11 protein-coding genes are annotated in these 12,868 nt (G+C 71.6%); 5 read left to right on the top strand and 6 right to left on the bottom strand.

The window, feature by feature from the left end; all coding sequences use genetic code 11:
* The first annotated feature begins 658 nt into the window (after window positions 1-658).
* Both LDL49_RS40835 and LDL49_RS40830 read left to right on the top strand, forming a co-directional pair.
* Entirely contained in the window at window positions 659-994 is a 336-nt protein-coding gene (locus tag LDL49_RS40835; RefSeq protein ID WP_225299856.1) for a hypothetical protein, read from the top strand.
* A gap of 1,270 nt (window positions 995-2,264) precedes the next feature.
* A complete protein-coding gene (locus LDL49_RS40830) occupies window positions 2,265-2,639 on the top strand; it encodes a nuclear transport factor 2 family protein (RefSeq protein WP_225299854.1) in 375 nt (124 codons plus the stop codon).
* 129 nt (window positions 2,640-2,768) lie between these two features.
* On the opposite strand, the gene LDL49_RS40825 is transcribed toward LDL49_RS40830, so the two are convergent.
* Window positions 2,769-4,205: an MFS transporter gene (locus tag LDL49_RS40825; protein WP_225299853.1), complete on the bottom strand. Its 1,437-nt coding sequence runs from the start codon at window positions 4,203-4,205 to the stop codon at window positions 2,769-2,771.
* 84 nt (window positions 4,206-4,289) lie between these two features.
* On the opposite strand from LDL49_RS40825, the gene LDL49_RS40820 reads away from it, so the two are divergent.
* Window positions 4,290-5,165, top strand: a complete 876-nt coding sequence (locus tag LDL49_RS40820) for a LysR family transcriptional regulator (RefSeq protein ID WP_225299852.1) — start codon at window positions 4,290-4,292, stop codon at window positions 5,163-5,165.
* Here the strand turns inward: LDL49_RS40820 and LDL49_RS40815 are convergent.
* The 3 genes from LDL49_RS40815 to LDL49_RS40805 all read right to left on the bottom strand — a co-directional run bounded on the left by LDL49_RS40815 (window position 5,147) and on the right by LDL49_RS40805 (window position 9,757).
* Window positions 5,147-5,689 (bottom strand): GNAT family N-acetyltransferase, encoded by a 543-nt coding sequence (locus LDL49_RS40815; protein ID WP_225299851.1) that lies wholly within the window; start codon window positions 5,687-5,689, stop codon window positions 5,147-5,149. The two genes, LDL49_RS40820 and LDL49_RS40815, sit on opposite strands and share 19 nt — an antisense overlap.
* A gap of 21 nt (window positions 5,690-5,710) precedes the next feature.
* Window positions 5,711-6,745, bottom strand: coding sequence for a hypothetical protein (locus LDL49_RS40810; protein WP_225299850.1), 1,035 nt, complete (start codon window positions 6,743-6,745; stop codon window positions 5,711-5,713).
* 72 nt (window positions 6,746-6,817) lie between these two features.
* Window positions 6,818-9,757, bottom strand: coding sequence for a bifunctional [glutamine synthetase] adenylyltransferase/[glutamine synthetase]-adenylyl-L-tyrosine phosphorylase (locus LDL49_RS40805; RefSeq protein ID WP_225299849.1), 2,940 nt, complete (start codon window positions 9,755-9,757; stop codon window positions 6,818-6,820).
* Window positions 9,758-9,832: 75 nt separating this feature from the next.
* Here LDL49_RS40805 and LDL49_RS40800 point away from each other — a divergent pair, with 75 nt between their 5' ends.
* Entirely contained in the window at window positions 9,833-10,354 is a 522-nt protein-coding gene (locus LDL49_RS40800; RefSeq protein WP_225299848.1) for an HXXEE domain-containing protein, read from the top strand.
* On the opposite strand, the gene LDL49_RS40795 is transcribed toward LDL49_RS40800, so the two are convergent.
* Window positions 10,326-11,060 carry a type 1 glutamine amidotransferase gene (locus LDL49_RS40795; protein WP_225299847.1) on the bottom strand — a complete coding sequence of 245 codons (735 nt, stop codon included), beginning with the start codon at window positions 11,058-11,060 and terminating at the stop codon, window positions 10,326-10,328. The genes LDL49_RS40800 and LDL49_RS40795 overlap by 29 nt on opposite strands.
* Before the next feature lie 130 nt (window positions 11,061-11,190).
* Between LDL49_RS40795 and LDL49_RS40790 the strand changes: the two genes are divergently transcribed.
* Window positions 11,191-12,042: an alpha/beta fold hydrolase gene (locus LDL49_RS40790; protein WP_225299846.1), complete on the top strand. Its 852-nt coding sequence runs from the start codon at window positions 11,191-11,193 to the stop codon at window positions 12,040-12,042.
* Window positions 12,043-12,045: 3 nt separating this feature from the next.
* On the opposite strand, the gene LDL49_RS40785 is transcribed toward LDL49_RS40790, so the two are convergent.
* Window positions 12,046-12,765 carry a hotdog fold domain-containing protein gene (locus LDL49_RS40785; protein ID WP_225299845.1) on the bottom strand — a complete coding sequence of 240 codons (720 nt, stop codon included), beginning with the start codon at window positions 12,763-12,765 and terminating at the stop codon, window positions 12,046-12,048.
* Window positions 12,766-12,868 lie beyond the last annotated feature (103 nt).

Here is a 12,868-nt window from a genome sequence, read left to right as displayed (position 1 = left end):
AGCCTGCGGACCTTGACCGGTTGCGTCACCTGGCCTCCTGAGCGCCGATCGAACGTGATCAGCACCATCCAATCGGCAGGAGCGACTTACACGCCAACCCGGTGATCGTTTCCGGTCACAGCACTAGCCCGACCCGAGCAGCCCGGAACCGACCAGCCAGGGTTCCGGGCCGTTCCTCGCCTACTCAGCCAGGCGATCCTCTGGGCGCGTGATGTAGGTCCCCTTCGCGGGCAACGTGACCACGAGCCCACGATCACGGAGCTCCTGTACGGCCCGCCTGACCGTGCCGAGCGCGACGCCGAACCCCGACCCATTCGCCGAGCGCGTGCGGGTCGTGCGGCACACGTGCGAGTGCCGGGCACGGATCTACGAGCTGTGCGCGACTGGTGGCCTCGCCTGGGTGCGTGTCACCGATCGCCTTGGACGAAGCACTGTCGTGAAGGAGACGCACCGATTCCGCACCTGTGAGGCTGAGGAGCTGTGGATGAAGATCCTGCTCGGTCAGGCCCGATAGACCGGTGCGGCGGACACCTGACCGTGCCCCGGCAACCCCCCAGATCAAGGGGGATGTGGATGACCGGAATGCTGCCGACGATGGGAGTCAGCCGAACGAGTCGAACCCGACTCGCCACAAGCTCGTCAGGAGAAGGAGTCCCCCATGTCCCAAGAGACCGTCGGCGCCATCCCGCCCATCGAAGCCGACGCCCACGCGCCGGCCGACCAAACGGGTACCGCCGCTGCCGAGGTTCACGGCCGCAACGAACACTTCAGCGCCGCAGGAGAGGTCATCCTCCGCGCCGCGCTGGCCGGTGTCACACCCTTCACCCCGGTCACCGTCTCCCTCACCGAGGTCGACGCCAACGGTCACCCCTTCATCGGCGGCGCCCGCATGACCGTGCACAACGTCCGCGCCTTCGAGGACGGCGTCGACACCCGGGTCAGCATCGAGTTCGACCGGCCTCTGCAGGTCAGGCTCAGCTACCTCTGGTCCTGACCGCACCCGCGGGGCACTCGCACTCTGGGAAAGGCCATCGGCTTCCCCCCTTACAGCCGATGGCCATGCGTGCGTTCCCGGCCGATACCCGCGGTCCGAGCAGGGCCTTCAGCCGGTCGAGTTCCTGTCTCTGCCGCGCGATGATCGTCAGCGCGCACATCACGGTCAGGACGCCCCCGGGCGGACGCATGAGCCAGACGCGGCCGACCGCGGTAACTGCTTCAATCTCCAACGCATCTCGTAGAACTACTGGAAACGGGACTTATGGTCCCGGCCGACCGACTTTCCCGGCGCCATTTCCCGCGCACACCGTACTGTCAAGACATGGGCACGACAGACGACGATGACCAGCAGGAAGAACACCGGCGCCGCGGCGCCTGTTTCGGCGAGGGTGGTAACTGGGAAGAGCGGAATGGGAAAAGCGGCAAAGAGGTTAAGTGGACCAAATACCGCGCTTGCGGGGGGAGTGCTTGGCAATGACCCACCCCCTCACCTGCCCCGAGTGTCAAGGCACCGGCGCAGATCGGAGCATTCCCGGGTATGTACTCAAATGCATATGCTGCTACGGGAGAGGCGTCGTAGGCGGTGCCGACGATCCAAAAGAGACCCCGCGACCCGCACCACTCCCCGCGTGGCTGCATCCGGCACTGGAGGGAACCGGGTTGTGCGGCTACTGTGTCGGCTCCGGCCTGGTCGCCCACGTCAACGAGGAGACCAGCCGTCTCACGGAAACACCCTGCCCAGTGTGCGCGCCGGCACCGCCGCCCATCACCTTCTGAGCCGGATCTCTCCGGCTCGGTGTTCGTAAATACCAGTGGGCTTTGCTGTCCCCGATCCAGGGTCCCGCTCACGCCTCCTCACTGCGAGTACCGAGTCCAAGCAACTCCTCCCGAGCCGCCTGAGACTCCGTCCCGGTGAGCGGGCCGTGGATCTCTTCACTGGCTCTGACGAGAGCGGCCAGGTTGTCACGATCGATCTGTAGTCGGACCGTTGCCTCCACACGAGGGGATACACCACGCTCGCGCAGCGATTCTCCAAGTGTTCTGCCAGAGATAGCGGTCATGACGAAGAAGCGCGGCGGAGGAGGGTGACTCCACCCGACGGGCGCAGGCCTGCCAGATGCCGCGGGTGACCGGCTCCCTCCCGAGGTCCGCGTCGTCTTGGACCACGGCTACCTGCTCGAGAACAGCGTCTTTACGCCGCGAGAACGAGGCCGGCCCGATCCGGCTGCGCCCGCACGCCCGTGCCCCTGCGCGCAAGAATCTGAGGCATGAACGCGGAACGGGAGGTCATCGAGGCGGCCATTGAGCGCGCCGACGCTCTGGCGGCGGGAGATCCTGCCCGGCTGCGCGGGTTGCTGCATCCAGGCTTTCACTGGACGTCCCATACGGGCGAGCGGTTCGACCGGGACGGCTATGTGCGGTCCAACACGGCCGGGGCCATCACGTGGAAGAGGCAGGCACTGACCGATGCCGAGGTGGTGGTGGTCGGGCAGGTCGCGGTGCTGCGGTGCGTGGCGGCCGACGAGGTCACCGGTGAGGGTGGCCGCGAGACGTTCCGGATGCCGATGACGCAGACGTGGGTCAGGCAGGAAGGACGCTGGCTGTGCCTGGCCGGGCATGCCGGTCCACGCCTCGAAGGGTGAGGCGCGGACCGGCGGGAGCACCGGCCCGGACAACCCGGGCCGGTGTTCACGCGCCGGGTGTCAGCCGCCGGAGCTGAAGGCCGTCCGGCCGTTGCCGTACACGGTCGAAAGTCGCGCCGCGCTGCGGAATCAGCGCCTCGTGCCCACCGGCTTCCCGGCAGGAAGCGGCTCCCCTGAGCCGACGGCGGACACCGTGCGCCGAGTGCGGGCCACGACGCCGTAGCAGGCGCAGGTCAGTGCGGTCAGGATGGCGGCCACCGGCAGAGGGTGGGCCAGGCCGCCGAGTACGGCCACGCCGAGCGTCGCGCCGACCTGGCGGGAGGCGTTGAGGACGCCGCCCGCCGTGCCCGCCGTACCCGTCGGCGCGCTGGTGAGGATGCCGGCCATCAGCGCGGGCAGCACGAACGACAACCCGAAGCCCATCACGACCAGCCATGGCGCCAGAAAATCGGTGAGCGAGACGCCGGCCAGGCCGGTCGTGAGCAGGGCGAGGCCGCCGAGGATCGGTGGGCGGGGGCCGTAGCGGGCCACCAAGCGGCCGGTGAGCAGCGGGTTCACCGTCATCGGGAGCGTGAGCGGCAGGAAGGCCAGGCCCGTGGCCAGTGGGGTCAGGTGGCGGGTGTCCTGCAGGAAGAGGGTCAGGACGAACAGGGCGCCGGAGAAGGCGAAGTTCGCCACCATGCCCGCGAGCAGTTCCGGCCAGGTCACGGCAAGCAGGCCCCCGGGCAGGACGGGGGCGTGACCACGGCGCCCAGCAAACAGCCCCACGAACGGCGGGCGGCGATCCGCGAGGACCTTTCGCCGCTCCGCGAACGGGGGGCGGCGATCCGCGAGCGCCTTTCCCCCCTCCGCGAATGCCGGGCGGCGATCCGCGAGCGCCTTTCGCCGCTCCACGAACACCAGCACGACGAGGGCGGCCAGGGCCGACACCCCGGCGACCGGTGACGAGTCGATCAGCGCTTCGGCGACCAGGCCGAGCAGTACGCAGGCCAGCGCCTGCACCCACCAGTCGATGAGCCGGTGACCCCGGGGTGAGCGCTGCTGCCGCATGACCAGCAGGCTGATCAGGGCGATGGGCGGGTTGAGCAGGAAGACGGCCCGCCAGCCGTACAGGTCGACCAAGAGGCCGCCCAGCAGCGGCCCCGCGGCCAGGGCGGTGCCGGTGATGGCGGCCCACAGGCCGGTGGCGCGGGCGCGGGCGGCCGGGTCGGGGAAGAGCTCGGGCAGGAGGGCGAGCGAGCCGCCCGTGCAGAGCGCGCCCGCCACGCCGAGCAGGGCGCGCGCCGCGATCAGCGCGCCGAGGTGGGGCGCCGCGGCGCTCAGCAGTGAGATCACGCCGAAGGCCGCTACGCCGATCTTGAAGATCCGGGCGGCGCCGTACCGGTCGGCGACCGCTCCCCCGGTGAGCAGTGACGCGGCGAAGGCGACGGTGTAGGCGTTCACCACCCACTGCTGTCCGGCCAGTGAGCCGCCGAGGGAGCCGCGGAGGTCGGGCAGGGCGATCGTGAGCACGGTCGTGTCGAGGATCACCAAGAAGTAGGCCAGGGAGAAACCGAACATCTTCATGCCCCGAAGCCTGCTAAAGCATGATATTTCCCCTCAACAGGCGCGACCGTAGGTGGCATTCGGGAAAACCGTATGCTGGGCCGCATGGAGTTGCGTCAGTTGCGGGGGTTCGTGGCGGTGGCGGGGGCGGGCACCGTCACCGGCGCCGCGAACACCCTCGGTCTCGCCCCCGCCTCCGTGTCCGAACAGGTGCGCAGGCTGGAGGACAGCCTCGGCGTCGCGCTGTTCGAGCGCACTCCCCAAGGCATGCGCCTGACCGGACCCGGTGCCACCCTGCTCACGCGCGCGCAGGGCCTGCTCGACCATGCGGACGAGGTACGGCGGGCGGTCACCGGCGGGCGCCGACGGGTTCGGATCGGGGCGCTGGAGATGCTGGCCGCGGCCAAGCTGGCCGCCGTGGTCCGCCGCCTGGCCGAGCGCCGTCCCGATCTGGAGGTGGAAGTACGCTCGCTCACCAGGCAGGCGCTGCTGGCCGAGGTGGCCTCCGGCGAGCTGGACGCGGCGCTGTTGCTCGACTCCGGTACGCGGATCGGCGGCCTGGGGTTCACCCCGCCGCCCGACATGGACTTCCTGGACGTGGGCGAGGTCAGGCTGTACCTGGTCGCCGCGCCCGACGGTGAGCGGGAGCCGCTGCTGGTGAGCCCGCCGGGCTGCTCGATCCGGCTGGCGGCCGACCAGTTGTTCGGCGCCCGGGTGCCGCGCAGGGAGCTGACCAGCATCGCCACGGCCCGCGAGTGGACCAGGCAGGGCTTCGGTCGGGCACTCCTCCCCGACTTCGTGCTGGAAGCCGACCTGGCCTCCGGCGCACTGGTCCCACTCGACTTCGCACCGGAGACGGACCCCGCCTCCGGTGCGCCGGCCCCGCCAGACTCCGACGCGCCGACGCTGGCCCTGCGGCTGGTCTGGCTGCGCAGCCGCGAGACCGTCCTGCGCGACGTGCTCTACGCGATGAGCGCCTGACCGCGCCTGAGCCGGTACAGGACGTGCGGCCGTTGCGGGCTGTCCGCCGGGACCCGCGGGTGATAGAAGTCGTCGGCTATGTCACGGGTCATGCCCAGGCGTTCCATGACCTTGCGCGAGCGGAGGTTGCGCACGGTCGTGATGGAGACGATCTCGTCCAGCCCCGCCACGTCGAACCCATACCGTACGGCCTCCCGAGCCGCCTCGATCGCGTACCCGTGCCCCCACGCCGCCTTGGCCAGCCGCCAGCCCACCTCGACCGCCGGGGTGAACGGCGCCTCGAACGTCTGTAGGGCCAGCCCGGTGAACCCGATGAACTCGCCGCTCTTACGTACCTCCAGCGCCCAGAGCCCGTAACCGTGGGCCTCGAAGCCCGCCTCGATCCTGTCGACGAAGCCGTCGCTCTCCGACCTGGTCAGCAGGGCCGGGAAGTGCTCCATGACCTCGGCGTCGGCGTTCAGCGCCGCGAACGGTTCTCTGTCGTCGTCGCGCCATCTGCGCATGATGAGCCGTTCTGTCTCCATCGGCTCAACACTAGCCCAGATCTAACTACGGCTGCGGAGGCCGGTGAGGCGGCGGAGCAGGTCCCACCAGAACGACGCGCCGAACAGCAGCGCCACGAACGTCAGCACATACCCAGGCCAATGGCTGAGCGTGGTGAGGCGGTCCCACCAGGCGGCGCCGTTCCAGCGGATGCTCGGTTCGCCCTCGGCCGGGATCGCGATGTTGACGATCGCGTGGTCGAACACCATGACCAGCGCGGGCTGGCTCAGCGTGTCGGTGATGCACGGCACCGGATTGGACTGCGCGCACCGCTCCTTGAGCTCGGTGTAGGCGTCGGGCCCCGACTCGGCCACGGCCGTCACCGAGGCGCGGAAGGCGTTGTCGCGCAGCAGGGTCTTGCCGTACTCGAACCCGTCCATCGTGAACAGCAGCACCACCACCACGCCGAGCAGGGCCACCACCCACTTGACATAGCGCTTGTAGAGCATCGACAGCCGCTGCATCTCGCCGTCGAACCACGTCTCCACGCCCTGCCGGAAGCGGTCCATGTCGCGTTGCGCGGAGTCCCACACGCCCTTGAGATGGCCGTAGAGCGGGCTGCCCATCGTCTTAAGCTTGGCCAGCAGCCCCTCGACGCCGTCCTTCTCACCGGCGGCCATCTCCATCAGGGCCACCGCGAAGCGTTCGGGCGGGATGTTGGCGATGCTGGTGCGGCCCCTCTTCGGGTGGTCGATCTCCTGGACCCGCTGATAGAGCAGCTTCGTCACGGCGTCGTCGGCCTTGGTCTCCCGCTCGGGCGCCTGGGCCGCCTCGACCGGGGCCGGCTGGTCGCTGTGGACGGGCCGTGGATCACGGATGAACGGCAGCCGCGCGAACACGTCGGCCACCTTGGCCGGCAGCCACGACCTCCCCTGCGCGTCGCTGCCGTCCATGGTGTCGCGGAGGTAGGCCCACAGGAACTTGCTGCGGATGCCCAGCAGCCGTACGAACGCCTCGTTCAGCCCGCTCACCAGCAGCGACAGCAGGAGGAACGCCAGCACCAGACCTAACGCGAGGTCGACGTAAATGGAAAGCACAATGGATCACCCCGCGCCTTGATACACCCGCCAGAGCCCGCCCGCACGGCCCGCAACCAACCTGTTACAGGGTCAGGAACCGTAGAAGACCCGATCGACCACCTGGCGGGCCCGCCGGGTCACCCGGCGGTAGTCGTCGAGGAAGTCCTCCGAGCCGTCGGGCGGATAACCGAGGATCCGGGCGATGAGCCTGCGCTCCCTGACGTCGGCCGGGACGCTGTCGCCGGGGCGGCCCTTGACCAGCATGAGCGCGTCCCTGACGCGCGAGGCGAAGCGCCAGGCCGCCGCCAGCACGGCCGCGTCGGGGGCCGCGAGCAGGCCCTCCCCCTCGGCGGCGAGCAGTGCCTCCAAGGTGCGGGTGGTCCGCAGCGCGGGGTGCCCGGCCGCGAAGCGGAGCTGCATCAGCTGCGCCACCCACTCGACGTCCGACAGGCCGCCGGGGCCCAGCTTGGTGTGCAGGGCGGGATCGGCGCCGCGGGGCAGCCGCTCCGCCTCCATGCGGGCCTTGAGCCGCCTGATCTCGCGTACGACGTCGTCGGACAGGCCGCCGGGCGGGTAACGCAGGTCGTCGATCACGGCGACGAACTCGGCGCCCAGCGCGGCGTCACCGGCCGAGAAGCGGGCCCGCAGCAAGGCCTGCGCCTCCCAGGGGGACGACCAGCGCGCGTAGTAGGCCTGGTAGGAGGCCAGCGTACGGACGAGCGGGCCCTGCCTGCCCTCGGGGCGCAGGTCGGGGTCGATGAGCAGCGGCGGGTCGGGGGCGGGGAGGGCGAGCAGGCGGCGCAGCTCGTTGGCGACCGCGTACGCGGCGTCGGTGGCGTCGCGTTCGGAGGCGCCGGGCACGGGCGAGTGTACGAACATCACGTCGGCGTCGCTGGCGTAGGAGGACTCCATGCCGCCGAGCCGGCCCATGGCGATCACCGCGAACCTGGTCGGCAGCGCCCCCCGCCGCTCCACCTCGACCTTGCCGATCGCCACGTCCAGCGCGGCCTGGATGGTCACGTCGTTCAGCGACGACAGCGCCACCCCCACCTGCTCAATGCTCATAAGACCGGAAATGTCGGCCACGGCCGTGCGGAACAGCTCCCGGCGCCGCAGCGCACGTACGGCCGCCACCGCCGACTCCATGTCGGACCCGTGCCTCGACACGGCGGCCGACGCCTCCTTCAGCAGCGCGTCCGGCGCGCGCGCGGCCAGGTCCTCGTCGGAGCCCAGCAGCCCTACGGCGTCGGGCGCGTTCAGGAGCAGCCCGGTCGCGTAGCGGCTGCTGCCGAGCACCCGCGCCATCCGCGCCGCCACGGCCGTCTCGTCGCGCAGCAGCCGCAGGTACCACGGCGTGGTGCCGAGCTTGTCACTCACCTGGCGGAAGCCGAGCAGCCCCGCGTCCGGGTCGGGCGTGTCGGCGAACCAGCCGAGCATGACCGGCAGCAGGGTCCGCTGGATCGCCGCCCGCCGCGAGACGCCCGTGGTCAGGGCGGCGATGTGGCGCAGGGCGCCGTTGGGGTCGACGTAGCCGAGCGCCGCCAGCCGGGCGGCCGCCGCGACTGTGGACAGCCGGGCCTCCGACTCGGGCAGCCGGGCCACGGCCTGCAGCAGCGGCCGGTAGAACAGCTTCTCGTGCAGCCGCCGCGCCTCCCTGGCGTGGCGCCGCCACCTGGCGGTGAACTCCCCCACCGGGTCGGCGTGCATGCCGAGCGCGCGGCCCAGCCGCCGCAGGTCGTCGGGGTCCGTGGGCAGGACGTGCGTACGGCGCAGCCGGTGCAGCTGCAGCAGGTGCTCCACCTGGCGCAGGAAGGTGTACGCCTCGGCCAGCCCGCGGGAGTCGTCGCGGCCCACGTAGCCGCCGCGGGAGAGCGCGGCCAGGGCCGGCAGGGTGGCCTTGCGCCGCAGCAGCGGATCCTGCCGCCCGTGCACCAGCTGCAGCAGCTGCACCGCGAACTCGATGTCCCGCAGCCCGCCGGGTCCCAGCTTGATCTGCCGTTCGCCCTCGGCCCGTACGTGGGACTCGACCCGGCGGCGCATGGCCTGCACGTCCTCGACGAAGTGCTCCCGGGTCGCGGCCGACCAGACGAACTCGTTGACCGCCTCGACATAGGCCGCGCCCAGCGCCAGGTCGCCCGCCACCGGCCGCGCCTTGAGCAGCGCCTGGAACTCCCAGGTCTTGGCCCAGCGCCGGTAGTAGGCCAGATGGCTGGCCAGCGTGCGGACCAGCGGCCCGGCGCGGCCTTCGGGCCGCAGCCCGGCGTCGACCTCCCACAGCGCGCCCTCCGGAGTGGTCGTGGTGCAGGCCCGCATCATGGCCTGGGCCAGGCGGGTCGCGCCGCGCAGGGCCGCCGTCTCGTTGGCGCCCTCGCGCGGCTCGGCCACGAAGATCACGTCCACGTCGCTGATGTAGTTGAGCTCCCTGGCGCCCTGCTTGCCCATGCCGACCACCGCCAGCCGTACGTCACTCGCGTCGACCTCGGCCCGCGCGATGGCCAGCGCGGCCTCCAGCGCCGCGCCCGCGAGGTCGGCCAGCTCGGACGTCACGTCGGCCAGCCCGATCTGCCCGGTGAGGTCGCGCGCGGCCAGATGCAGCAGCCGCCCGCGGTAGGCGACCCGCAGCGCCACCAGCGCGTCGGGATCCGACGCCGTGGGCTCGTCCTCCTCGGGCTCGGCGCCGACCGCGCGCAGCAGCTCGGTCCGCGCGTCTCCCAGCTCGGGCAGGGCCAGCAGCCCCACCTGCTCGGGATGGCGTACGAGGTGCTCACCCAAGGCGGCGCTCACCCCGAGCACCGCGAGCACCCTGCTCTGGAGATCTTCGTCCGCGCGCAGGGTCTCGAGCACGCGGGGCTCGCGCTCGGCCAGGCGGGTCAGCGAGGCGAGCGCCAGGTCGGGATCGGACACGGCCACCAGTCCTTTGAGCAGGTCGTCCAGATCGGCCCCCGACTGTCGTACCAGGGTCGCGGCCCGCGCGCCGTCGGCGAAGCCGAGCTTGGCCAGGCGGGCGGCGGTGGACTCGATCCTCGGCACCCCTCCATCTTGACAGCCCACCGCCTCCGAAGCCTAAAGTGGAACGCAACGTTGCGTTGCGTTTAGGGGGTTGAGATGGACGGCGTGCCGGCGACGGTGACGTGGGGCCTGCTCGCGGCCTGGGTGGCGCACGACGCGGAGGAGCTGGCCACGATGGCCCGCTGGACCCGCGAGAACCGGCCGGAGCTGGAGCGGCGCTACCCGCGGGTCGCGTGGCGGCGGCTGGAGATGTCGCAGCGGCAGGTGACCGTGGCGATCGGGCTGATGGGCGGCGTCGTGGCCGGGGCGTCGGCCATGGGGGCGCGCACCGGGGGACGGAGCCCGGCGTTCCAGGCGGTGCTGGCCGGGTTCGGGCTGCACGGGGTGGGGCATCTGGTGCAGTCGGCGGTCGCGCGCGGCTACACGCCCGGCGTGGTGACGGCGCCGGTGGTGGTGATCCCGTTCACGGTGTGGGCGTGGCGGCGGCTCAAGGCGTCGGATGTGCCGACAGCCGGTGGTCGGTCGGCCCTGGCCGGGCTGGCCGCGCTGCCACTCGTCCTGGGCGGCGTCCACGCACTCGCCCACGCCCTCAGCCGGCCCCGCACCGGCCGCCGGTGACCCTCACCGGCTCCCGGTCGAGGTCCGACCGCGCCCTGTCGGCGACCAGCCGCCCGAACGCCTCCGCCACCGGCCGCCAGGTGGCGACGAGCGCATCCTCGGCCGCGCCGACCGCCGCGTTCAGCTCGCCGGCCGAGCCGAGACCCGAGGCCGTGGTCCACGAGGTGAAGATCTCCGGCGTGGCCTCGGGGTGGAACTGCATCGCCCAGGCCGCCGCGCCGAGCCGGTACGCCTGGTTGGGGTACTGCCTGCCCGTCATCAGCGGCACCGCCCCGTCGGGCAGCCGGGCCATCACGTCCTGGTGGTACTGGACGGCCAGGGCCGTACCGACACCGGACAGCAGCGGATCGGCCGCCGCGGCGGGCAGGGCGACCACCTCGCAGGCGCCCACCTCCAGCCCGTCGCCGCCCCGCTCGACGGTGCCGCCGCAGGCCAGGGTCATCAGCTGCGCGCCGAGGCAGAGGGCCAGCGTGGGCGTACCGTCCTCGACGGAGCGGGCCAGCAGGTCGCGGGTGGCGGGCAGCCACGGGCAGCGATCGTCCTCCCACGCGGCCGCCTCCCCGCCGAGCACGATCAGGCCGTCGGCGGCACGCGCGGGAACCTCCTCGCCCAGGTACGGCCGTACGACGTCGCAGACCGGCCCCAGCCAGTCACCCAGGTAGCCGAGGGGCGCGTCTGCCTCATGCTCAATGACCGTAATCCTCATAAGGAGTAATTTATCCACCCAAACTTTCGCCAAGCTCCCCTGCCCATGGAGGAACCGATCGGGCCCCGGCGAGCGGCGAAGCTTCGTGCCAGGAGTGCCCTACGAGAAGGTTTGTCCCTAGGATCCGGCTATGAGACTCGACGAGGTCGACGGCATGCGGGTCGCCACGTTCGGCACCGGACCACGCCTGATCATCGCGGTGCACGGGATCACCGCCTCGCTGATGGCCTGGGCCACGGTGGCGCGCCTGCTGCCCGCCGACTGGTCTCTGGTCGCGATGGACCTGCGCGGTCGCGGGCACAGCGCCGCGCTGCCCGGCCCGTACGGCCTGACCCAGCACGCGGAAGACGTGCTGCGCGTGGCCGACCACGTGGGCGCGGGCCCGGAGGCCGTGCTGACCGGGCACTCCATGGGCGCCTACGTCGCCGCGCTGGCCGGTGCCGAACGCGACTTCGCCCGCGTGGTGCTGGTCGACGGCGGCCTCCCGCTGCCGATGCCCGAGGGCGCCGATCCCGACGAGGTCCTGGAGGCCACCCTGGGACCGGCCATGGAACGGCTGCGCCGGACGTTCCCGACGCCGGAGGCGTACGTCGGCTTCTTCATGGCGCACCCGGCCTTCCTCGACAATTGGAACGCCGACGCCGAGGCGTACGTACGCTACGACCTGATCGGCACCGAGGGCGCGCTGCGCTCGCGCGTGGCCGGTGACGCGGTGCGCGAGGACGGACGGTGGATGCTCACCGAGTCGGAGCGCATCGGCGCGGCGCTGAGCGCGATCAGGGCGCCGCTCTCACTGCTCAGGGCGCCGCGCGGGCTGCTCGACCAGGACACCGGCATGCTGCCTGATGCGCTGGCCGCCACGTGGACCGCGCGCCTGCCGGGGCTCACCGACGAGGTGATCCCCGGCTGCAACCACTACACGATCATGTTCGACGAGCGCTGCGCGTCGGTCGTCGCCGACCGGCTCACGTCCGGATTCTGAATCTCAGGCTTCGCGGGGAGCGATCCAGGTGGCGCGGGCGGCGGCCACCAGGGTGCCGTCCACCTCGTAGATCGCGCTCTCGCCGAAGAGCTTGCGCCCCTCGCGGCCGGTCGCGCGGGCCACGACGGAGTAGGCCCCGCCCGCGTACAGCCGCCCATGGATCTGTACGGCCAGCCGCCCGAGCAGCGCCGACTCACCGGGCTTGAAGTGGGCCCAGCCGGTGATGCAGTCGAGCGCCGCCCCCACCACGGAGGCGGGCACGCCGTCCTCGTCGGCCACCGTGAACGGCACCCGCCACCCGGCGGCCACCAGGTCGGTCCCCTCGACCGGGCCGGGGAAGATCCGCAGCCCGTCACCCGGCTCGCGCAGCCCGCACGCGAAGCACTCGGGGAAGGCGTGGCCTCGCCAGCCGGGGAAGCCGGCCTCGGCGCGGGCGGCGTCGTTGAACGGCACGAACTCGGGGGCCGTCAGGTCCTCGGCCACCGGGATGGCCTCGACCAGCAGCTTGTCGCCCTCGTGGAGCGACACCGTGTTGGCGACGTGCTCCAGGCACAGGTCGGTCTCCAGCGGGGTGGGCGCGTGCAGCGTGACCTCGACCGCCGATCTGTCGCCGCCCAAGGCCTCCGCCATGGTGCCGGCTATCCAGCCGCCGTTGGCGACTCCAGCCGGGCCCCTGAAACGCTCAGGAACGGTCAGCACGGTCTGCAGGGCAGCCGTCGTCATGCCACACCCTCCAACATCGCCCATATGGCGAAATATCCGAAACGTCGTTTTGGAACGAGCCGATTTTAACGGACGATCAGTTTCCCACACCCCGACGGGGTCT

This window comes from Nonomuraea aurantiaca, assembly GCF_020215705.1.
Classification (GTDB): domain Bacteria; phylum Actinomycetota; class Actinomycetes; order Streptosporangiales; family Streptosporangiaceae; genus Nonomuraea; species Nonomuraea aurantiaca.
Note: the sequence above shows the minus strand (reverse complement) of the source record. Positions and strands in the feature narration are given on the sequence as shown.